This is a genomic window from Arthrobacter sp. efr-133-R2A-120, from assembly GCF_030209835.1.
GTDB lineage: Bacteria > Actinomycetota > Actinomycetes > Actinomycetales > Micrococcaceae > Arthrobacter.
This window is the reverse complement of the sequence record NZ_JARVRF010000019.1, coordinates 1-22,347: the sequence shown is the minus strand read 5'-3', so window position 1 is coordinate 22,347 and position 22,347 is coordinate 1. Positions and strand designations below refer to the sequence as shown.

Here is a 22,347-nt window from a genome sequence, read left to right as displayed (position 1 = left end):
GTGCGTCACCCCCTTTTGGGGAACGCTAGTGGGCACTGGCGCTGAAGTCCGGTGGTGCGGCTGGTTCCAGCCGCACCACTACCGACTTGGACGCCGGCGTGTTGCTGCCTTCGGCGGTCGAATCCAGCGGTACCAGGACGTTCGCTTCCGGGTAATAGGCAGTCACGCAACCGCGGGCTGTGGGGTACGCGATCAACCGCAACTGGCGCAGGACCCTGTCCACGCCGTCGTCGGCTTCGCTGTGCACGTCCACATAGCCGCCGTCGGCCAGGCCCAGATCCGCCAGGTCGTCGCGGTGCGCAAAGAGCACCAGGCGGCCCTTCTTCACGCCCCGGTAACGGTCATTCATGCTGTAGGTGGTCGTGTTGAATTGGTCGTGGGAGCGTACTGTCTGGAGCAGCAGGCGCCCCTCCGGTACGTGGATGGTCTCAAGATCGTTGACCGTGAACATTGCTTTCCCGGTGGCGGTGGGAAACTTCCGCTCGTCCCGGGGTCCGTGGGGAAGGACGAAACCGTCACGGCTCCGGGCTTTCTGGTTGAAGTCCTCAAAGCCCGGCACCACATGGGAAATGTGCTCGCGCACGGAATCGTAGTTCGCCTCGAAAGCTCCCCAGTCAACCGGGACTTTATCGCCGAGCACCGTGCCGGCCATGCGGCACACGATCGCCACTTCGGACAAGACTTTGTCGGAGATCGGCTCCAGCCTTCCCGCAGAACGGTGAACCGCGCAGACTGTGTCTTCCACAGTGACGAATTGCTCGCCGCTGGCCTGGCGGTCTATTTCCGTGCGGCCCATCGTCGGCAGGATCATCGCTTGTTCCCCCACCACGGCGTGGGAGCGGTTGAGCTTCGTGGAAATCTGGACCGACAACCGGGTCTTGCGGACCGCGGCCTCAGCCGCCGTGGTGTCCGACATCGCGTGGACCAGGTTTCCGCCGAGCGCAACCAGCACCTTGATCCGCCCGTCGCGCATGCCTCGGATGCTGTCCACGGAATCGACGCCCGGGTGCCGCGGCGGGTCGAAGCCGAATTCCCGCTGCAGGGCGTTGAGGAACGGTTCGGGCATCTTCTCCCAAATGCCCATGGTGCGGTCCCCCTGGACGTTGCTGTGCCCACGGATCGGCGACGGGCCGGCGCCCGGTTTGCCGATGTTCCCGCGGAGGAGGAGCAGGTTGACGATCTCTTTGATGGTCGCCACGGCCTTCTTGTGCTGGGTCAGGCCCATGGCCCAAGTGATGATGACCTTCTCCGCACGCAGGTACCGGGAGGCAAGCTCGTCGATTTCCTGTACCCCCAGGCCCGTTGCGGCAAGGACGTCCCGCTCATCCAGGTTGTCGATATGGGCTCGGAACGCTTCGAGGCCTTGGCAGTGCTCCTCGATGAACGCATGATCCAGAACTGCCCCCGGTGCCGCCTTCTCCGCTTCCCGGACGCGCTTGGAAACGGCTTGAAGCAACGCCATGTCCCCTGCGAGGCGGATCTGCAGGAACTGGTCCGCCAGGTCCGTTCCTTTGCCCACCAGCCCACGGGGACGTTGCGGGTTCTTGAAGTTGATGAGTCCGGCCTCCGGCAGCGGGTTCACCGCCACAATGCTGGCACCGGCGAGCTTTGCCTCTTCCAACGCCGTGAGCATCCGCGGATGGCAGGTCCCCGGGTTTTGGCCCATGATGATGATCAAATCCGCCTTGGCAAAGTCCGTGTAGCTCACGGCGGACTTGCCCACGCCGAGCGTCTCACCGAGGGCCAGCCCGGTGGACTCATGGCACATATTCGAGCAATCGGGCAGGTTGTTGGTACCGAAGGCGCGGACGAAGAGCTGGTAGACAAACGCGGCTTCGTTGCTTGTCCGTCCGCTCGTATAGAAGGTGGCTTCGTCGGGCGATTCCAGGGCATTCAGTTCACGGGCCACAATCCGGAACGCGTTGTCCCAACTGATGGGACGGTAGTGGTTCGAACCTGCGGGTTTGTAGACGGGTTCCACGAGCCTGCCCTGCTGTCCCAGCCAGTATTCCGAGCGCCCGGCGAGGGAGTCGACGTCGTTCTCGTCCCAGAAGGTGGACGGAACCTTGAGCGGATCCGCCTCCCACCCGACGGCCTTTGCACCGTTCTCACAGAACTCGGCCAGCTTCCGCTCGGGAGGATCCGGCCACGCGCAGCTCATGCAGTCGAAGCCGTCCTTCTGGTTCATGGCCAGCAAGGACTTCCAGGTGCGGGACGGCCCCATCTGGCTCACCGCGCGGGGCAAGGAGTCCACCAGGCTGGGCAAGCCCGCGGCAGAGCGCTTCGGCGGACCGACGGTGAGGTCCGCGTCGGAATCGTGGACAACGGATGGCTTCTTGTCCATTGCTCTACCTCGCTTCAGGAGGGCGGCAGATTCCATTTCCGGGAGGAAGCCACCGCCCGGTACTCATGGTTGTGGCCTCAAGCGTAGTACCGGCCGGAATCCGCTACAACGGCGTAATGGTGCTCGTCACCGGGAGCAGGCTCTGGAAATCGCCGTCGATCAGTTCGGCGTATTCCGCGTAAGCCGCGACGACGGCGTCTTCCACCGTGGGTACGTCCAGTTGCGGCAAGAGGTCATTGGCGGCACCGGCGGTGGCGGGGTCCCACTCCAGTCCGAGGGCTTCATAGCTGGCAGTGAGGACTTCGCGGATGGGCGCCGAGTTCTCGACGACGATCACCGAGCTGAACAGCCATCCCCCGGAAACCACCCTCTGGGCGGTGCCGACCAGCTTGATCTGGTGCGTTGGGAAATCCGGGTCCAGGCCGTGGACGCTGAACTCACCAGGGCAGTATTCGCCGGGGATCTCCCCGACGGCGGCCTGCACCCCGACGCGGCGGAGCGCACCCGCCAGGAGCTCGCCAAAGAAGGAGAAGCGGGCCTTCGCTCCGGCAATCGCGTCAGTGTGCGGCTCCACATGGTCGATCACCAAGGTACCCCGGTGGTAGGCCGCTGCCCGGCCGCCGGCCTTGCGGATCAAGGGTTCGAAACCGAGGTCCCTGCAGGCCTCGGACGCCGCCTGGAATCCCGGCAGCTTGGCATCGCGTTGCCCGAACGCCACTGTAGGACGGGGCCGGTACAAGCGGAGCATCGGCACCAATTGCCCCCTGCGGGCACGGTTGAGGAGCTCAATTCCGAAGTCCAGGTCTTCAGCGACGCCGAGCGATTCTTCCTGACGCACTACCGTCAGCGTGCGCTGCGTCCGGGTGAGGTCTTCAACCATCAGCTCTTCCTCAGCGTGAGGATCTGCTCAGCCCGGCCGAAAGGGCCGCTGATGTCGTGGAGCACCGTGGACGTCAGGCCGATGCCGTCATCGCCAAAGGAGACCATGTTGTCCAGGCCCAGCCATTCGCCCGCGGGTTCGCGGTACATGTGGATCTGCAGGTCAAGGTTGGGGAAGATGTAGCTGTTCTTTCCGGGCGAAACGCGGGCGGCGATACCGTTGGCCGTGTCCACGAGTCCAACGAGCCTCGCGAGATCGCGGCTGTCCGCCGCGTCGGTGAGGGGATGCTCTGTGCGGATCCAGACTTTGCCCGAGCCGGCCCGGTGTCCTTCCGCTATGCGCATTTCCAGGGACCGGATGTAGCCACCCGGCCACACGCTTGCCCCGTCCCACGGCTTGCATTCGTCCGGGGCCGGCATGACGACGTCTTCTATGGCGCCGACGGCACTCGTGTCGCTGGTGGCCATCCGCCAGGCGGTAGCCCGGATAGCCACGCGTCCTGCCGCCGAGAGTTCCGCCTGGATCAGTTCAATCGTCCTGCCGGGGCGGACAGTGGCAGTGGTGATTTCGAATTCGCCGCCCGGGATCAATCCCAGGATTTCGTAACTGAGGCGGGCCAGCCGGACGTCGTCGCGCGGCTCGTGGCGGAGCAGGGCATCAGCCATGATCCCTGATGCGGGCGCCATGTGCTGCTCATGCGGATTCCACGCGCCCTGGGCGTGGATGGTCGAGCGGAACCGCCCATTCCCGAGCGATTCGTAGTAGAAATCGCCTTCCGCAAGGTCCGGAAGCTCAATACTCAACGCCTGCCCTTTCGCCGGTCCGGTAATGGAACTCAGACCACTGTATCTTCTGGCGCCACACCCGTCCGACGTCGACGCCACAAGACCAGGCAGACCGCCAGTCCGGCAAGGAAGAGGACCAGGAGAACGGCGGCCAAAGGGGAGGCCGCCATGACGGCGAGCCAGGCGTCTATCGCCGCGAGCCCGATGGTCGCGTAGACGAAGGCCCAGATGCCGGAGCCTACTATTGCCGCAGGGAGATACCGGCTGAGTGGCATTCTGGCAGCCCCCGCAGCCAGGTTGACGGCAGTTTGGAGTCCGATGGTCAGGAAGGTCAGCACGACCGCGTAGGGGCCAAAGCGTTGTATCAGCGCCTGCGCTTTGCTTGCTTTGGGGCGATGCAAGGCGCGCGCGAACCGCGTCCGTTCGATTCCCGCCGCTGCGCCGCGGCCGATCCAGTATGTCGCGTTGACCCGGACCATCACCACAGCGAAGAGCGCCGCAAGCGCCACCTCAAAGGGCAGCTCCAGGATCTGGTCCACGCATGCCCTCCCCCGGTCTCCTTCGCAGCTAAGTCTTACCTTAGCCCAAGGCGGGATTGGCTCAAGGCGGAAGTGGGCCGTCCCTCCGGCTACGAGCTGCCGCCTGTGCGATCGATCGTGAAATCACCACCCGGATAAAGGATGGTCTCGTGACCATCGTCAAAACGCACGAAATACGGCGGCGCACCATTTGCACCGCGGACTTCGATGATCTCGCCGTGCCGGTCGGACGCCCCGACCGTCCTGCCATGAATGATGATCCGATCTCCCTGGGCTGCTTCCACAGGAACCACCTCCCAGCATTCAGATTACGAGTGTTGGGCCGTCGTGGGAACAGGCTGCGGGCGGCCCATCCGACCGGCCGAGCGGTGGCGCCCGGCAGCTCCTACATTGTCAGCCCTCTCCCATACGTTCGACGAAACGCTCGACAAACCATGTCGCCGTACATAGTCGCCACAAAAGCCATAGTCGCCACAAAAGAGGGAACGCCAGTGCAAAGTCAGGAACTGAAACCGGAAAAGACCACGATGGCGGCAGCAGCGGCGTCGTTCACGGCTCCCCCGGCGCGAACGTCCATGCCGGACTGGTACCCGGAGCTGCTTGCCCACGTTTCCAAGGAAGTCAGTACAGGACGTTCACGGGCCATTTCCGCAGCGAACAGGACGTTGCTCGCGTCCTACTGGTCCATCGGCCGGCAACTGGCGCAGCGGGAATCAGAGGAAGGCTGGGGCTCGAAGGTCGTCACCCGCCTCTCAGCGGACATACGAACCCGGTTTCCGGATTCCAAGGGATTCTCGCCAAGGAACCTCCGCTACATGAAGACTTTCGCGCAGGCGTGGCCCGAGTTCCCAATGTTGCAAGCGCCGCTTGCAACATTGCCCTGGTACCACCAGATCGCACTGCTCGAGAAGCTCGACGACGCCGCGACCCGCCTCTGGTACGCAGCGGCCGCCGTCGAACACGGATGGTCGCGCAACGTTCTTGCCCATCAGATCGAAACGCGCCTCCATGAGCGCTCCGGGCAGGCGATTACCAACTTCAAGACCACCATGATGCCGGCGGACTCGGATCTTGCCCAACAAGCCACCAGGGACCCTTATGTGTTCGACTTCGTCGCCATGACCGACCGCCGCAATGAGCGGGAACTGGAGCTCCAACTCGTCCAGCATGTGGAGAAGTTCCTCCTGGAACTGGGCCAAGGCTTCGCCTTTGTCGGCGAGCAGGTCCGATTGGAAATCAACGGCGATGAGTTCTTCGCCGATCTCCTCTTCTATCACTTGAAGCTCCGCTGCTATGTTGTGATCGAGCTCAAGGCTGTGAAGTTCGAGCCCGGATTTGTCGGCCAACTAGGCATGTACATGTCAGCTGTGGACGATCTCCTGGCGCATCCGGATGACAAGCCGGCCATCGGCCTCCTGCTCTGCAAGGAGAAGAACAACGTGGTGGCCGAGTACGCGCTGCGGGGAATCAACCTGCCCATCGGCGTCTCGGAATGGCAGAGCAAAATCATCGAATCGCTCCCTGAGGATTTCGCTTCAAGCCTGCCAAGTATCGAACTCCTTGAGGCAGAGCTTGCTGACGAACCGGCCAACGTCGCGGCCACGGGACGTGCACCGGCCGTGGAACCTGAACGCAAGCTGTAAATTCGGCCCTTGCCCGCTATTTGTGTTCAACCTGCCGGGTTCAAGGCGTACCCTACATTCATACGCGCCTGGGGGCCCTCGTCTCGTGGAGGAACCATGCGCAACTTTGGTCAGCGTTTCAGGAAGCAAGGCCCGCGAGCGGCCGGATTTCGTCGGATAAACAACCCGAAAAAGTACAAGCGGATCGTCGCCGTCCTGGGTGCCCTGCTGCTCACCGCGGGAGCCCTCAGCGGAGTCGCCGTTCCCGCACGGGCAGCAGCCCCCACCATCGTGAGTTTGACCTTCGACGACGGCAACGGCAACCAGCTTGCCGCCGAACAGGTGTTGAAAGCCCACGGGCTGGTGGGAACCTTCTTCATCACGACCAGCTGGATCGGCACCCCGGGTTACCTCACGCAGGCGGACCTGCACACCATCGCAGGCGATGGCAACGAGATCGGCGGCCACACTGTTACACACCCGGATCTGACGACGCTCACCTCGGCAGCCGCCAGCGCTGAAATCTGCAACGGCAAGTCGACGCTCGAAAGCTGGGGATTCCAGGTGAACAACTTCGCCTATCCATTTGCGGCCGAAAACGCGTCCGTTCAAACTGACGTGAAGAACTGCGGATTTGCGAGCGCGCGAGGCCTGGGCGACATCCGCTCACCCGCCAGCTGCCCAAGCTGCCCGTTCGCCGAGACCCTTCCTCCGGCGAACCCCCTTGTCACCAAGGCGCCGGACGAAGTGGACAGCACCTGGACCCTGCAGAATCTGGAGGATTTGGTCACCAATGCCGAAAGCACCGGCGGATGGCTGGAGTTGACTTTCCACCACATCGCGGTCGGAACTGATCCCACGCTGACCATAAGCCCCACGCTCTTTGACACGTTCGTCACCTGGCTGGCCGCGCGGACGGCCAACGGCACCACTTCCGTCCGGACCGTCGCCCAGGCCTTGGGGCAGTCGACCCCGCCGCCACCCCCGCCGCCACCCCCGGCGTCGAGCCCCTTCAGTGATGTCCCCACCAATTACACGTACTTTACCGAGATCAATTGGCTCGCAACCCAGGGCATCTCCACCGGCTGGGTCGAAGCGAACGGGACCAAGACCTACCGCCCGCTTCAGCCTGTGAACCGCGACGCCATGGCGGCCTTCATGTACCGTCTCGCAGGCAGCCCGGCGTTCACGCCCCCGGCCGTTTCTCCGTTCGCCGACCTGACGCCGCAAACTCCGTTCTACAAAGAAATCACGTGGCTCGCGACGCAGGGCATCTCCACCGGCTGGGACGAAGGAAACGGCATCAAGACCTACCGCCCGCTTCAGCCTGTGAACCGCGACGCCATGGCGGCCTTCATGTACCGCCTCGCAGGCAGCCCGGCCTTCACTGCCCCTGCGGCATCACCGTTCACCGACGTGACACCGCAGACTGCGTTCTACAAGGAAATAACCTGGCTCTCCTCCACGGGAATCTCCACGGGGTGGACTGAAACAAACGGCACCAGGACCTATCGGCCAGTTACAGCAGTCGCCCGGGATGCCATGGCGGCCTTCATGTACCGCTACAACACCAGTTTCCCGAGGAGCTGAGCCCCGGGGAATTGCAGCTCGGGCCGCTGCTTGGCAACCTGTTTCAGCACGGCGTGAACCGCTTCCCTGACAACCTCGGCCTGCCTGCCCGTTTCCCGGGCGGTGTCCAACGCGGTTGTGGCGCGGCGCACAAACGCGTCCCAATCTCCTCCCCCGGCACGGAGCGCCCTCAGGGGCGACATCAGGGCGGCGCGCCGCAGCCACTCGTCAGGTTCCTGCGTCCAACGATCCAGCACGCCTTCAGCACGCACCCTCGGCTGCCCATCCAGCCCGGCGATCAAGGGTCCAACAACGTCGACGGCTAGCGGATCGACCAGTTCGCGCAGCCTTCCTTCACGGACAAAACCCTCGAGGCGCGTCAGGTCGGTATTCGTCAGCAGATGGACGTTTGACTGCAACAACACGATTGCCGAGAGCCGGAGCTCGAAGACGGGCGCCTCCCACAATTCCGAGCTCAAGGCAGTGACCTCGTCGTGCGGGAGTCCCGGGTGGCGGCGCAGGGCGTCGCGGACCGTTCCACGGATAGCCCCGACTGAGGAGCCGTAGCAACGGAGACCGCCTCCGAGCCGGGTCTGCATCTCTTCAGCGCGGATCCACGAGCTTTCACGGCGCAGGGCCTCATCGATAAACCCGCCTGCGTCACTCATGCGAACATTCTTTCGCAAAGCGTCTGGTCAGACGTACTCCCCGAACCAGGCCAGCGTGTCCTGCCAGGCGGCTGTCGCCTGCGCTTCGTTGTACCGCTCGCTGGTGTCGTTGTGGAATGCATGGTCGACGCCGGGATAGACAGTGAGCTTGTGGCGGACATCGGTGGCTGCGAGCGCATCCCTGAGTGCCGGCATCGCACCGGTGATGCGCTGGTCGAGTTCGGCATAGACGCCAAAGACGGCCGGTTTGATGAATGGAACCTTCTCCAGCTCGGGCGCAGGGCCATAGAAGGCCGCCGTGGCTTTCAGCCTGGGTATCTCCGTCGCGGCCTGCCAAGTGATGCCACCCCCAAAGCAGTAGCCATTCATCGCGATCCGCTCGCCGTCCACGAAATCCAATGACCGGAGGTAATCGAAACCCGCGGAAAAGTCCGAAACATGGCGCTCAGCTCCTGCCCGTGTCAGCGCTCCGGGGACTGCGTCGGCATCCACGCCCGGCGTGCCTCCCTCCCGGCTCAGGAGGTCCGGTGCCAATGCGACGTACCCGGCCTTGGCGAAACGGCGCGCGACGTCCTGGATGTGCGGGGTAAGTCCGCGGTTCTCATGGCAGACGAGCACCGCCGGTCCCGCATCGGCCCCCTCGGGCCTCGCAAGGTAGGCGCTGATCCCGGTTCCGCCGGCGGGGAACCGGACAGTGGCCGTCACAAGGCCGGACACGCCCTCAGGCACGGAAAGGGGACTCTTCGCCCCCGGCACTGGCCCGGCGGCCGCCGTCGTCGCCTCCCCTGCCAGCCGGGCCGACGAAGCCATGGGGCTTGGCATGGGATCGGTGCTTCGCGGGACCTCATGCGGAGCACATCCGAGCTGCAGCATCGTCGAGGAAGCCGCGGCCATGCTCCCGGTGATGAACGCCACCCGACGAATGAATGTACCGTGGGACATGTCTCCGGCACGGTAATCGTCAAAGAATTCCTCGACCAGGTACTTCTCAAATTTGCCAAGCTGTGTCACGAAAGCCTCCTGAGTTTGCCGCATATCCTCCTCCCAAGACCGTCACCGGGCAAGGGTGCCCAAGATGATGGGTGGAGCCGCCAAGTAGTGAGACACTCGGTTCCATGCGTGAATTCGTGGTTCTCGGCACCGCCTCCCAGGTCCCTACCAGGACGCGCAACCACAACGGATACGTGCTCCATTGGGATGGCGAGGGCCTGCTCTTCGATCCGGGAGAAGGCACCCAGCGGCAAATGATCCAAGCTGGCGTCTCGGCCAGCCAGATCACGCGTATCTGCATTACCCATGTCCATGGCGACCACTGTTTCGGGCTGCCGGGCGTGCTTTCGCGCATGGCACTGGACCGGGTGGAGCATCCAATCCACTTGCACTATCCCGCGTCCGGTGAGGACATGATCCGCGCCCTCGTGGCTGTTGCGTCTCCCGGCATCGACCTTCGGCTTCATCCGCACGGCGGCGCGGGTCCTATCGCCGCGGGATTGGAGGTGCGCCCGCTGCTCCATCGAATCGAGACATACGGCTACAGGGTTGTGGAGCCCGAGGGCCGCAGCCTTCTGCCGGAGCGGCTTGCGGCGGCCGGGATTACCGGATCGGATATCAGCCTCCTGCAGCGGGACGGGAGCCTGGGCGGCGTGCGCTTGGAAGACGTGAGCGTGCCGAGGCCCGCACAGAGCTTCGCCTTCGTGATGGACACGGCGCCATGTGCGGGGGCGGAGGAACTCGCCGAGGGCGTGGACCTTCTCGTGGCTGAGTCCACTTTCAGCGACGACGACGGCGGCCTTGCGGCGCAGTACCGCCACCTCACCGCCGGGCAGGCGGGGGCGTTGGCTGCCGCCGCCGGCGCAGGCATGCTCATTCTCACCCATTTCTCGTCGCGCTACACCGACGTCGGACTGCTCGCGGAGCAGGCCCGCGCGCGGTCCGGCGGAGCTGCCGTCATGGCCGCGAACGACCTGGACCGGGTTCCCTTCCCGAAGCGGCAGCGGTGGTTGTAGTCGCCCGGAAGTACATGGCATTTTTGTGATGCTTTCGAGTCGGTTCCCGGATAATCTGTCCGTGGGGAGGGCCACACCGGCACACCCAGGCGCCCGCCGATGTGGGCGGGCTTGTCATCTATTCAGCTCTGGGGGCCGAAATGACAAACGAAAAGCAGCCGCTGGATCACGTCGGCTCTTTCAGGGGCCTGGTTGAGGCCGTACCGGACGCTTTGCTCGTAATCGACGCGGACGGTCAGATCGCGTTCGGCAATGCCTACGCAGAGCAGCTATTCGGCTATTCGCGTAGCCAGCTGCTCGGCAAGCATTATGAGTTGCTGCTTCCGGCGCGGTTCATGGGCCAAGGTGGCGCCATCCGGGACCTCTTTGCCAGTGATCCGGGAATACGCCGTGCCGGGACCGACCTGAAACTGTTCGGCCGCCACCGCGACGGCACCGAGTTTCCCATTGAGGTGAGCTTCGCTCCCCTCGGCGTCGGACCCGGCCTGCAGCTCGTCGCCTCCATCCGCGAGGTAAGTGACCGCGTTCGCGTTGACGCAGAACTCCGTGATGCGCTCTCTTTGCTCAGTGCCACCCTGGAGTCCACAGCGGACGGCATTCTGGTTGTCGGGGCAGACGGTAGCATTGCGGGTTCGAATGAACGGTTCGCTGAATTGTGGGGCATCCCCACGGATCTTATGGAGTCCCACGACGACGGCCGGCTGTTGGCTTTCGTCCTGGATCAGCTCACGGATCCCGACGGCTTCATAGGCAAAGTCCAGGAACTGTACGCCGATCCGGGGGCGGAGAGCCTGGATATGTTGGAATTCCGTGACGGGCGGACGTTTGAGCGGTATTCCCGGCCCCAACTGGTCGGGGATGAGATCGTGGGACGGGTCTGGAGTTTCCGTGACGTCACTTCCCGCCAGCGCGCACAGGACCAGGCGCGGGAGGCCCTCGCCCAAGTGGAGGGCTTGGCCGCGATCGTTGAGTCCTCGGCCGACGCGATCATCGGCATGACGCCCGAGGGCCTCATCACCAGCTGGAACCCCGGGGCGGAGAAGCTGTACGGATACACTGCGGCTGAAGCGACAGGGCAGAACGTCGGGCTCCTCGTTCCGCCCTACCTCCAGGCCGAGGACGAGGTGCTGGCCGCTGTCCTGAATGGCGGACAGGCCCGCAGCTTCGAGACCGACCGGATGCGCAAGGATGGGTCCGTCGTCCCCGTGTCCTTGACGGTCTCCCCGATCCACGGCGAACAGGGGGTCATCGGAATTGCGACCATCGGGCAGGACATTACTGCCCGGCGTGCCGCTGAGGCGGAACTGTTGGGCGCCCGGGAGGCGGCCCTGGAATCGAGCAGGTTGAAGTCCGAGTTCCTCGCGACGATGAGCCATGAGATCCGTACCCCCATGAACGGAGTCATAGGGCTGACAACGCTGTTGTTGGACACACCCCTGGATGGAGCACAGCGCAAATATGCCGAAGGGGTTCAGACCGCCGCCGGAGCTTTGTTGACCTTGATTAACGACATCCTGGATTTCTCGAAGTTGGAAGCGGGGAAAATCGACCTGGACATCACCCCCTTCGATCCGCAGTTGCTGATGGAGGAAGTCGCCGGGCTCCTGGCAGAAGCAGCTCAGGGCAAGGGCCTGGAACTCATTGCGTACTGCCACCCCGATGTTCCCGCGCAGCTGGCCGGCGATGCCGGCCGGATCCGGCAGATCCTGTTGAACCTGGCTTCCAACGCCGTAAAGTTCACCGCGTCCGGTGAAGTCGCCATCAGGGTGAACATCGCGGACCAGGACGCAAGAACCGCGCTAGTGCGATTCGAGGTCAGCGACACCGGCATCGGCATCGACGCCGCGGATCATCTGCGCTTGTTCGATTCGTTCTCCCAAGCGGATGCCTCCACCACGCGTCGGTACGGTGGAACCGGGCTGGGCCTGGCCATCTGCCGGCGTCTGACGGAAGTGATGGGCGGGGAAATCGGTTTGAGCAGTACGCCCGGCGAGGGAAGCACCTTCTGGTTCTCCCTCCGATTGCCGCTGGCTAATGAACCCGGACGACTTCCCGAACCCCCGGTCCCGAGCCTACTGGCGGGTCTGCGTGTGTTGGTGGTCGACGACAATGCCACCAACAGGTTTGTGCTGGAATCGCAATTGGACACGTGGGGGCTGCGGCCGGACGCGGTAGCCGACGCACGCACGGCCCTCGATCGATCACGGACGGCAGCCGCCGCTGGCCAACCCTTCGACATTGCCGTGCTCGACATGTGCATGCCGGACATGGACGGCCTCGAGCTTGCCCACGAGCTTTCCGGCGACCCGGCCCTGCGGGGAATCCGTCTCATGATGCTGACGTCCGCGTCCCAGGTATCCAAGACCGATATGACTGATGCGGGAATCAGCGAATGGCTCACGAAACCCGTACGCGGCTCGGAACTCTACGACCGCCTGATGCGGCTCGTTGCGGGCAATGCAGCGACCGAACAGGCGTCCGCACTTGCCCGGCCCCCGAGTCCGGACACGCCTTCCAAAGGAAGGATACTTGTGGTGGAAGACAACGAGGTGAACCAACTCGTTGCCTGTGAAATGGTTGCCAAACTGGGCTACCAAGCCGAGGTGGCCGCCGATGGCGCCGAGGCTGTCTCCGCCATCGCCGCCCGCTCCTATGCGGCGGTGCTCATGGATTGCCACATGCCCGTCATGGACGGTTTCGAAGCAACCAAGCGCATTCGAGCAAGGGAGAACCGCTCCGCGCGGCTGCCCATCATCGCCATGACCGCCGGAGCCCAGGACGAAGACCGCGAGCGCTGCCTTTCAGCCGGCATGGATGATTACCTCAGCAAACCAGTCGATCTGGCTGCCTTGGAGGATGCCCTGAAGGCGTGGGTTCCCAGCGAGGCTGCCCCCGAAGCTGAAGCACCGGCCGTTGACCCGGGACGTCTCGCTGTACTTCGTGAACTGGGTCCGGCGGATGGGCTTGGGCTCTTGCCCGCAGCGGCCGAAGCGTTCCGGCGCGGCGTTCCCTCCGGCGTGGCTGCCCTTCATCAGGCGTTGGAAGATGGCGGCGGAGCGGAACTCGAACAGGCAGCCCACGCGCTCAAGGGTGCGGCAGCCAATATCGGGGCCACCGGCGCTGCATCCCTGTGCCAGGAATTGGAGAATCTTGGACGCAAGGACGGCGGCGAGTCCGGGGCCGAGCTGCTGACCCGGCTCCTTGCCGAGCTGGCACGGGTGGACAAGGAGTTGGAGAACGCCTTGCTTACGTAGGCCGCCCGCGTGTCCAGCCAATCATGCCTGGAAAACGAGTAGGCGGCACTCGTGCCTTAGGGCCGCGAAAGATGTTGAATTAACACAGGAACACTTCCGCGGCTTGAGATAGACCAGCCGGCCCTCCGGGACCGGCATTGGACGGGGCCGACGGCGGGAGGGCCCCTGGAGCCCGGGGCTCGGGGCTCTCTACCCCAGACGCCGCCGGCCCCCCAGCTTGCCCAAGGGAACCCGCACTCACCACTTCAGGTTTGTGCGGGGGTCTGTTCTTTTTCTGCGCCTGCCGGAGCACAATTGAGAAAAGTTGGACCGTGGGCGGTGCGGCTTGAGAACAGCGGGGCAAGTACGTGGTCTCCCCCGGGTGCCGAGCTCTCTTCGCTGTCCCAGTCCTCCTTACGTTGGCCTGTTGTGAAGGACACCGAAAATGTTCCAGCCAAGTAAGCGACTAACCGCCTGGGGTTCCACGCTCGTCCTGTTCCTGGCACTGTCCGCGGTGGCGTCGTGTTCCGGGCCAAACAGTACGCCTTCCCCGGCCACGTCAAACGGGGCACCGACAGGGCCGGCGTCGGGGTCAGCCTCGCCGACTACGACCCCGACAGTGACCTCCGACGCCGCAGAGTACTGCGGGGCAGGGTCGGCCATCCACTATGACAGCTCCGCCTTCCAATCGACTCCGAGGATAGACAACAAGTGGTTTCCGCTGAAGCCCGGCATGCAGTACACGACGAAGGGCACGGTCAAGAGTGCCGATGGCACCTCCGAGCGCACGGTCGTCCACTCCGTGACAGGACTGACGAAGGTGATTGACGGCGTGAAGACCCTCGTAATGTGGGACCGGGACTACTTCGACGGGCAGTTGGTGGAATCCGAACTGGCCTTCTTTGCCCAGACGGCGAAGGGAGCGGTCTGGCTCTTCGGGGAGTATCCGGAAGAGTACGAGAACGGCACTTTCACCGGCGCGCCCCGCACGTTCATTAGCGGGATTTCCAAGGCCCAGGCGGGGATCGCCATGCAGGATCAACCGGTGACCGGTACCCCCGGGTACGTCCAGGCCCACGCACCCGACGTGGGATTCCTGGATTGCGGAACTGTCTTCAAGCAGCACGAGCGGGTATGCGTCCCCGCCGCATGCTATGACGATGTGCTGGTCGTCGATGAATACAATCCGCTGGAACCGTCTGTGGGCCACCAGCAAAAGCTCTATTCAGCGGGCACGGGGCTGGTGAAAGTGACAGCGGTTGGTGGTGCGGACCAAGAGTCGTTGGACCTCATCAAAGCGGAGGCGCTCGCAGACTCCAAGCTGAGTGAGATCAACCAGCAGGCACTGGAATTGGACGGGCACGCCTACCAGGTCAGTGCAAGCGTTTACGGCACAACGCCCCGCGCCGAGGTTGCGACGCCGGGCTCCGGCGGCTAGTTCTTGCGTATACCACTATCACTTGTGAAAAGATGAAAAATTCCCTGTTATTCTCCTGAGAATCCTTGCATGGAGCGTTGACCCGGGGTTTGCCCGAGGCTCATTATTGACGTACACGTCTGGGGGCGCTTTGGCACAGTTCCAAGGAGCCGCGTGGTGGACAGGTATCGGGGATCTAACTTTTTCATCAGGCACTTACGGAAAATCGATTCTGGAGTGTCTCCTCCCCTCTACGGCTTCTCCGCCATCGCTCCCGCGGAACCGGGTGACCGGCGATGATGGGCACGATCCTCCGGTGGGTCCTCCAGTTCCGGTTTCTGGTCCTGGCATTGGCAGTGGGGATCCTGGGTTTCGGCTTCACGAGCCTGCCGGGCATGGCAGTGGATGCCTTCCCGGAATTCGCCCCTCCACAGGTTGAAATCCAGACCGAGGCCTTGGGGCTCTCCGCCGCGGAAGTTGAACAGCTGATCACTTCCCCCATGGAAGCGGACCTGTTGAACGGTGTGGCCTGGGTGGAAGCCATTCATTCCAAATCCGTCCCCGGCCTGTCATCCATCCAGATGGTGTTCAAACCGGGGACCGACCTTTTTCGGGCCCGCCAGCTTGTGTCCGAGCGCCTGACACAGGCGCGCGCGTTGCCGAACGTGTCTGCAGCGCCCGTCCTGATGCAGCCGCTCTCATCGACGAGCCGGGTCATGATGATTCGGCTGACTTCCAAAGAGATGTCTGCCATTGACATGTCTGTCCTGGCCCGCTGGACCATGAAGCCCGGCCTCCTCGCGGTGCCCGGCGTCGCGAACGTGGCTATTTGGGGCCTCCGAGACCAGCAATTGCAGGTCCTGGTCGATCCTGAGCAACTCGAAGCCAAGGGCGTGACGCTGGACGAGGTCATTACCACCACCGGTAACGCCGTGTGGGTGTCGCCCTTGAGTTACCTTGAGGCGTCCACACCCGGCACCGGCGGCTTCCTGGAGACCGGCCACCAGCGGCTCGGAGTGCAGCACGTCCTGCCGATCACCACGCCCGAGGATCTCGGCCAAGTCAGTTTGGAGGGGCCGGCCGGAAAGCTGGTGTTGGGCGACGTCGCCCGCGTCGTGACCGATCACCAGCCGCTGATCGGCGATGCACTTTCCGGCAAGGATGCCGAATTGCTCCTGGTCATCGAGAAGTTTCCAGAGACGAACACGAGGGATGTGACCCGGGGCATCGACGAGGCGCTCCATGCCCTTCAGCCGGGCTTGTCCGGAGTCACGATCGATACCACCGTCTACCGACAGGCAGCGTTCATCCAAGAAGAGGTCGGCACAATTGGTGTCGCACTGCTTGTCTCGCTGGTCCTGATAGCCACCATGTTTGGCGCGTTCGTCCGGTCCTGGCGCACCGCGGTCATCAGCCTGGTCACGATTCCGGTCTCACTGACGGCGGCAGCTTTGGTGCTGTACCTGAGAGGCACCGGGATGAACACCATGGTCCTGGCCGGCATGGTCCTGGCCTTGGCCGTCATCGTTGGAGACGTCGCCGAAGACCTCTATGGCGCAGTCCGCGCTGGCAGGGCTGGCAGGGCTGGCGTCGGGGCCGGCGTGGGGTCCGGCGTCGCGGCCGGCGTGGGGTCCGGCGTCGGGTCCGGCGCCGCGGAGTCGAGCGACACCTTGATATCGGGGTCCCTCCGGGCAGTGCGAACGCCGATTCTCTACTCTCTGCTGATCATGGCGTTGTCCGTGCTGCCCGTGTTCTTCGTGCCGGGCGAGGACGGAGCGCTTTTCGGTCCGCTGCTCCTTTCCTATCTGCTCACGCTTGCCGTCGCGATGATCGTGGCGCTGACTGTGACCGCGGCGCTGGTCTTCGTCCTGCCCGTCCGCCGGACCACTGCATGGGAAGGACGCACCGTGGGCAGGGTCCGCAGCGGATACGGCCGTGCTTTATCCCGCGGGGCGGGAAAGGCCCGGTGGGTATTCGCTGGCGCCGCGGCCGTCGCCATCGCCGGACTTGCCCTCACGCCCCAACTGGCCACAGGCAGTCCGACAGTGCCCGTCCTGCCGGACAAGACCCTCGTGGTGCAGTGGAGTACGATCGCCGGCACATCAGACCAGGAAATGAGCCGGATCACTGATGCGGCCGCCCAAGAGCTCCGGACCCTTCCCGGAGTGGCCAATGTGGGGGGACACGTCGGGCGCGCCATCACTTCGGACCAGGTGGGTGACATCAGCGCTGGGGAGCTCTGGGTGACCGTTTCTCCGGATGCCTCCTACCGCGACACCGCAGCGGCCGTCCAGCACGTAGTAGATGGGTACCCGGGGTTGACCAGCAAAGTATCCACATACGCTCAGCAGAAGATCGAGCAGATCCGCGAGACCGCCGACGCCGGATTCACCGTCCGGGTGTACGGCCTGGATATGGCCACGCTCCGCCAGAAGGCAGATGAAGTCCGGCAGATTTTGGCCCGGACCGACGGCGTCGTCAATCCCCACGTCGACGCGCCCGCCCAACAACCCATCGTCGAGGTCCAGGTTGACCTGGCAGCGGCCCAGAAGGCGGGCGTCATCCCAGGCGATGTCAGGCGCGCGGCCGCTGCCCTGCTGCAGGGAATCGAAGTCGGCAACATCTACCAGCAACAAAAGGTCTTTTCGGTGATCGTCAAAGGAACGCCGTCGACCCGGAACAGCCTTACCAGCGTCCGCGAGCTGCTGATCGACACCCCCAGCGGCGGGCACGTACGCCTCGGCGACGTGGCGCAGGTCAAGATGGTCGGGAACGAGGCGGTCATCCTCCACGATGACACCTCGCGCCGGATCGATGTGAAGGCTGAAATTCAAGGGCGCGCGCTCAACGACGTGCAGCAGGACATCGAGAAGGGCCTCCGGCAGCTCCAGTTCCCGCTCTCGTACCATGCGGAAATCCTCACCCGGTACGCAGAGCAGCAGAATAGCGCCCGGTGGCTTTGGCTACTGGCGGCGGTCGCTGCGGCCGGCATCCTCGTGCTCCTCCAGACGGCGCTTGGAAGCTGGCGGCTAGGCGCGATGGTCTTCCTGGGCCTTATTGCGGCGCTCTCGGGCGGGGTGCTCACTGCCCAAATGACCGGCGGAGTCAACTCCTTGGTCTCGCTTCCTGCCTTCTCCGCCGTACTGGGTATCGCCGTGCGTGGTTCCATCCTGCTGATACGGCACGCCCAAAGCTTGCGGACCGAGGCGGGCGCGGCCTACGGGCCCGCGCTCGTCGTCCGAAGCGCGCGGGATCGGTTGATGCCCGTACTGATGTCGGCCCTGATGACGGCTCTTGCACTGCTCCCGCTCGCGCTCTTCGGCGGCGTGGTCGGAACTGAAATCATCCAACCGCTCGCCGTCATTATCTGGGGCGGGCTACTGACCACGACTCCTTTCCTGCTATTTGTCTTGCCCGCACTTTTGCTTCGATTCGGACCGGAGCGGGCGCCCAGGACCGCAACCCGGAACGATTCGCTGCTCCGGGCGCAGAACGAGGGTGCATCATGAAAAAGTTAGCTTCCCAGCAGGGCCGCGGCACGAAGGTCCTCATCGCCCTGGTGGTCGCCGCGTTCATGACGCTATCGTTGCCGGCCTGCTCCCAGCCGCAAGCCGAAGCCGTGCCAGGCGCGGATGCCCCTGCGACCATGGAAGAAGTCCCGGGGACGGACCTGCACCGCATCACCCTGACGGAACGCGCCGTCGAACGTCTTGGGCTAAAGACAGGGATGGCGGCGTCCGGTCCGCAGGGGAAGCTCACCGTCCCCTACGGGGCGATCCTGTACGACAGCCAGGGCAGGACCTGGGTGTACACGAATCCGGAGCCCCGAGTGTATGTCCGCCAGGCGGTCAACATCGAGCGCATCGCCGGCGAAGCCGCCCTGCTGAAAGAGGGTCCGCCTGTCGGCACGGAGGTGGTAACGCTGGGGGCCGAAGAACTGTTCGGCGAGGAATTCGATACGGCCCACTGAGATGCGTTGGATCATCGGCATCAGCCTCAAATTCAGGACCGTGGTTGTTGCACTGGCCTGCGCGGTGATGCTGTTGGGCTCTGTGCAGTTGAGCTCAGCGTCCATCGATGTCTTTCCGGAGTTCGCGCCCCCGCGCGTGGAGATCCAGACTGCCTGCCTGGGCCTGACCGCGCAGGAAGTGGAAGAGCTGGTAAGCGTCCCGATCGAGGCTTCGCTGAGCGGCATGCCCGGCCTGGATGAGCTGCGCTCCAAATCCGTGCCCCAGCTGTCCTCGATCGTACTTGTCTTCAAGCAGGGTACCGATCTGCTGAACGCCCGCCAGCTGGTCTCGGAGCGGATGGCGGCGGTGACCTCTGCACTGCCCACCTGGGCGGCTCCGCCGGTCATGCTGCAGCCCCTGTCCTCGACGAGCCGCGTCATGAAGATCGGCATGACCTCCTCGAACCGGTCCCTGATCGAGATGTCCATGCTCTCCTACTGGACGATCCGCGCCCGGTTGCTCCGCGTACCCGGGGTGGCCAACGTCGCCATCTGGGGTGAGCGGCTCCAAATGCTGCAGGTCCAGGTGCAGCCGGACAGGCTCAAGGCTGAAAACGTTTCGCTCAACGAGGTCATGGAAGTCACCGCCGGCGCCGTGGACGCCGGGCTGCTGAAGTACTCCCCCGGCCGTTTCATCGGCACGGGCGGCTTCATCGACAGTCCGAACCAGAGAATGGGCGTCCGGCATGTCCAGGCGGTCTCCAGCCCCGCGGACTTGGCGCAGGTCACCATCAGGGAAAAGGACGGCGTCGCGCTTCACTTGGGCGACGTTGCCAAGGTCGTGGAGGACCACCAGCCGCTCATCGGCGATGCGGTCATCAACAACGGGCACGGGCTCATGCTCATCGTCGAAAAACTCCCTTGGGGCAACACGCTCGACGTGACGAAGGGAGTTGAGGATGCCCTCCGCCAGCTCCAGCCGGGATTGAGTGGAATCACTTTCGACACCACCATCTTCCGTCCGGCGAGCTTCATCGAAGAGGCGATTTCCAACCTCAGCCTCGCGCTGCTCCTGGGCTGCCTGCTGGTGGTCATGATCCTCGGCGCCTTCCTCTTCCAGTGGCGCACCGCGCTGATCAGTCTTGTGGCCATTCCGCTCTCCCTGCTGACGGCGGCGCTCGTGCTGTACTTCACGGCCAGCTCCATCAACACGATGGTCCTGGCGGGGCTGGTGATCGCGGTGGGTGTCGTCGTCGACGACGCGATCATCGACGTCGAAAACATCATGCGCAGGCTCAGGCAACACCGGGCCGTGGGCAGCGAGGAATCAACGGCGTCGGTGGTGCTCCGGGCCTCCCTGGAAATGCGAAGTCCGATTGTCTACGCGACGTTGATCATCGTCGTCGCGGCCCTTCCCATCTTCTTCCTCGACGGACTGACCGGTGTCTTCTTCCGGCCGCTCGCCGTTTCCTATACCTTGGCCGTCCTCGCCTCGATGCTGGTCGCGCTGACGGTGACCCCTGCGCTGGCCCTGATTCTGCTCGGCAACGCGAAACTGGAGCAGCGCGATCCTCCCCTGGTCCGGGTGCTCAAACGCGGATACCACGCCGCCTTGTCCCGGACCATGAATCGGCCCCGCTACGGCTACGCCGGTTTCGGCGCCATCGCACTGGTGGGTCTGGCGATCGCTCCCCTGCTGGGCCAGTCCTTGTTCCCCACCTTCAAGGAACGGGACTTTCTGATGCACTGGGTCTCGGAGCCCGGAACATCTGCGGCGGAGGAATACCGCATCTCACAGCGGGGCTGCGAGGAGCTCCTCAAGGTGCCCGGAGTCCTGAACTGCGGAACACACATTGGCCAGGCGTTCACCGCAGACGAGATCGTCGGCGTCAACGCCGGGGAAAACTGGATCAGCATCGACCGCCACGCCGACTACGAAAAAACGGTGGCCGCTGTCCAGGAGGTCGTCGACGGCTATCCGGGCCTGCACCGTGACGTCCAGACCTACCTGAAAGAGAGAATCGAAGAGGTCCTGACCGGCGCCAGCGAACCAATCCTGGTCCGGGTCTACGGCGATGACCTCAACGTGCTTCGGGACCAGGCCCAGAAGATCAAATCCATCCTTGACCACATCCAGGGCACCAATGAACCCCACGTTTCCCTGGAAGTCGAGGTGCCGCAGATTACGGTCAAGGTGGACCTAGCCGCCGCCCAGAAGTATGGGCTGAAACCCGGCGATGTCAGGCGGGCAGCCGCGACGCTCGTCGCCGGGGAAGAGGTCGGCGATGTCTTCCGGGACGGACGTGCCTATGACGTCCAGGTTTGGAGCACTCCGGAGACCCGCGCCAGCGTCACCAGCATTGAAGACTTGCCGCTCGACACCCCCAGCGGACAGCGAGTCCGGCTGGCCGACGTCGCCGCTGTCAGTGTGCAAGCGACACCCAACCTCATTGACCGCACGAACGGTTCCCGCAGAGTCGAGGTCGGCTCCTTTATCGAAAAGGACGCGGACCTCGGGACCGTTGTCCGCACGCTACAGGAACGCCTCGAAGAGATGAACCTGCCGCCGGGTTACAGCGTCCAGCTCCTCGGCGAGTACACGGAACGCCAGGCGGCCACCGAACGCCTGACGATCTTCGCCGTGGCTGCCCTTGCCCTGATCTTCCTGTTCCTGCAAGCATCGTTCCGGAGCTGGCGGCTGGCCCTACTCGCACTGCTGACGCTTCCCATAGCCCTCGTCGGCGGAGTTTTCGCCGCCTACATCACCGGAGGGGTCCTGTCCCTAGGGTCACTCGTCGGGTTCCTCACGGTGATGGGCATCGCGGCGCGTAACGGGATCCTGCTCATCAGCCACTGCCAGCATCTGGAAAGGAACGAGGATGAAGCCTTCGGCCGCGCCCTCGTGTTGCGCGGAGCTGCGGAACGGCTTTCCCCGATCCTCATGACCACCTTGGCTACCGGACTTGCCCTCGTACCCTTGGTGGTCATGGGCAATATCCCGGGCCACGAAATCGAACATCCCATGGCCGTGGTCATTCTGGGCGGACTTGTCACATCCACACTGCTCAATTTGTTCATTGTTCCTTCCCTCTACCTCCGCTTCGCAAAATCAGGGTCCCGTGATTCACGGGAGGCTCTCACGTTCCCTTTCCGGAGATTCAGGCGAATGGTTCCTTCCCGAGCGCAGGAACCTAGCTAGCCGAGTGCATCTCGCGTTCGTCTGCCTCGTGCCCGTCGGCGGCGGGACTAAATTGTCGGTGCCTCCTGCGATGCTGTGGGTATGGATGGAAGGACAGCCTGGAGCGCGGGCAGCAGCCCGGCCGTGGAGGCCGTCG

The 22,347-nt window shown here is 63.9% G+C and carries 15 protein-coding genes; 8 read left to right on the top strand and 7 right to left on the bottom strand.

What is annotated here, in order from left to right:
- Nucleotides 1-25: 25 nt before the first annotated feature.
- The 5 genes from QRN52_RS10755 to QRN52_RS10735 form a co-directional block, all read right to left on the bottom strand.
- Nucleotides 26-2,344 (bottom strand): FdhF/YdeP family oxidoreductase, encoded by a 2,319-nt coding sequence (locus QRN52_RS10755; RefSeq protein ID WP_284752717.1) that lies wholly within the window; start codon nt 2,342-2,344, stop codon nt 26-28.
- A gap of 103 nt (nt 2,345-2,447) precedes the next feature.
- Nucleotides 2,448-3,224, bottom strand: a complete 777-nt coding sequence (locus tag QRN52_RS10750; protein ID WP_284752716.1) for a lipoate--protein ligase family protein — start codon at nt 3,222-3,224, stop codon at nt 2,448-2,450.
- Complete coding sequence (locus QRN52_RS10745; protein ID WP_284752715.1) at nt 3,224-4,027, bottom strand: thioesterase family protein; 804 nt, start codon at nt 4,025-4,027, stop codon at nt 3,224-3,226. Before QRN52_RS10745 ends, QRN52_RS10750 begins: the two co-directional genes overlap by 1 nt.
- A 32-nt stretch (nt 4,028-4,059) precedes the next feature.
- Nucleotides 4,060-4,548: a DedA family protein gene (locus QRN52_RS10740; RefSeq protein WP_284752714.1), complete on the bottom strand. Its 489-nt coding sequence runs from the start codon at nt 4,546-4,548 to the stop codon at nt 4,060-4,062.
- Nucleotides 4,549-4,637: 89 nt separating this feature from the next.
- Nucleotides 4,638-4,832, bottom strand: coding sequence for a DUF1918 domain-containing protein (locus tag QRN52_RS10735; RefSeq protein ID WP_059389323.1), 195 nt, complete (start codon nt 4,830-4,832; stop codon nt 4,638-4,640).
- 207 nt (nt 4,833-5,039) lie between these two features.
- Here QRN52_RS10735 and QRN52_RS10730 point away from each other — a divergent pair, with 207 nt between their 5' ends.
- Both QRN52_RS10730 and QRN52_RS24010 read left to right on the top strand, forming a co-directional pair.
- Nucleotides 5,040-6,191 (top strand): PDDEXK nuclease domain-containing protein, encoded by a 1,152-nt coding sequence (locus QRN52_RS10730; protein WP_284752713.1) that lies wholly within the window; start codon nt 5,040-5,042, stop codon nt 6,189-6,191.
- 96 nt (nt 6,192-6,287) lie between these two features.
- Entirely contained in the window at nt 6,288-7,760 is a 1,473-nt protein-coding gene (locus QRN52_RS24010) for a polysaccharide deacetylase family protein (protein ID WP_460455427.1), read from the top strand.
- Here QRN52_RS24010 and QRN52_RS10715 read toward each other — a convergent pair.
- On the bottom strand, nt 7,733-8,407 hold the full coding sequence (locus tag QRN52_RS10715) for a DNA alkylation repair protein (RefSeq protein ID WP_284752712.1): 675 nt from the start codon (nt 8,405-8,407) through the stop codon (nt 7,733-7,735). The genes QRN52_RS24010 and QRN52_RS10715 overlap by 28 nt on opposite strands.
- A 27-nt stretch (nt 8,408-8,434) precedes the next feature.
- The gene (locus QRN52_RS10710) at nt 8,435-9,418 is read right to left on the bottom strand and encodes a dienelactone hydrolase family protein (RefSeq protein ID WP_284752711.1); all 984 of its coding nucleotides are present in this window, start codon (nt 9,416-9,418) and stop codon (nt 8,435-8,437) included.
- A gap of 104 nt (nt 9,419-9,522) precedes the next feature.
- On the opposite strand from QRN52_RS10710, the gene QRN52_RS10705 reads away from it, so the two are divergent.
- The 6 genes from QRN52_RS10705 to QRN52_RS10680 all read left to right on the top strand — a co-directional run bounded on the left by QRN52_RS10705 (nt 9,523) and on the right by QRN52_RS10680 (nt 22,211).
- Complete coding sequence (locus tag QRN52_RS10705; RefSeq protein ID WP_284752710.1) at nt 9,523-10,413, top strand: ribonuclease Z; 891 nt, start codon at nt 9,523-9,525, stop codon at nt 10,411-10,413.
- Between the two features lie 140 nt (nt 10,414-10,553).
- Entirely contained in the window at nt 10,554-13,667 is a 3,114-nt protein-coding gene (locus QRN52_RS10700; RefSeq protein WP_284752709.1) for a PAS domain S-box protein, read from the top strand.
- A 598-nt stretch (nt 13,668-14,265) separates the two neighbouring features.
- Nucleotides 14,266-15,084: a hypothetical protein gene (locus QRN52_RS10695; protein ID WP_284752708.1), complete on the top strand. Its 819-nt coding sequence runs from the start codon at nt 14,266-14,268 to the stop codon at nt 15,082-15,084.
- 275 nt (nt 15,085-15,359) lie between these two features.
- On the top strand, nt 15,360-18,572 hold the full coding sequence (locus QRN52_RS10690) for an efflux RND transporter permease subunit (protein WP_284752707.1): 3,213 nt from the start codon (nt 15,360-15,362) through the stop codon (nt 18,570-18,572).
- Entirely contained in the window at nt 18,569-19,033 is a 465-nt protein-coding gene (locus tag QRN52_RS10685; protein WP_284752706.1) for an efflux RND transporter periplasmic adaptor subunit, read from the top strand. The genes QRN52_RS10690 and QRN52_RS10685 overlap by 4 nt, the downstream gene beginning before the upstream one ends.
- Nucleotide 19,034: 1 nt before the next feature.
- Entirely contained in the window at nt 19,035-22,211 is a 3,177-nt protein-coding gene (locus tag QRN52_RS10680; protein WP_284752705.1) for an efflux RND transporter permease subunit, read from the top strand.
- Nucleotides 22,212-22,347 lie beyond the last annotated feature (136 nt).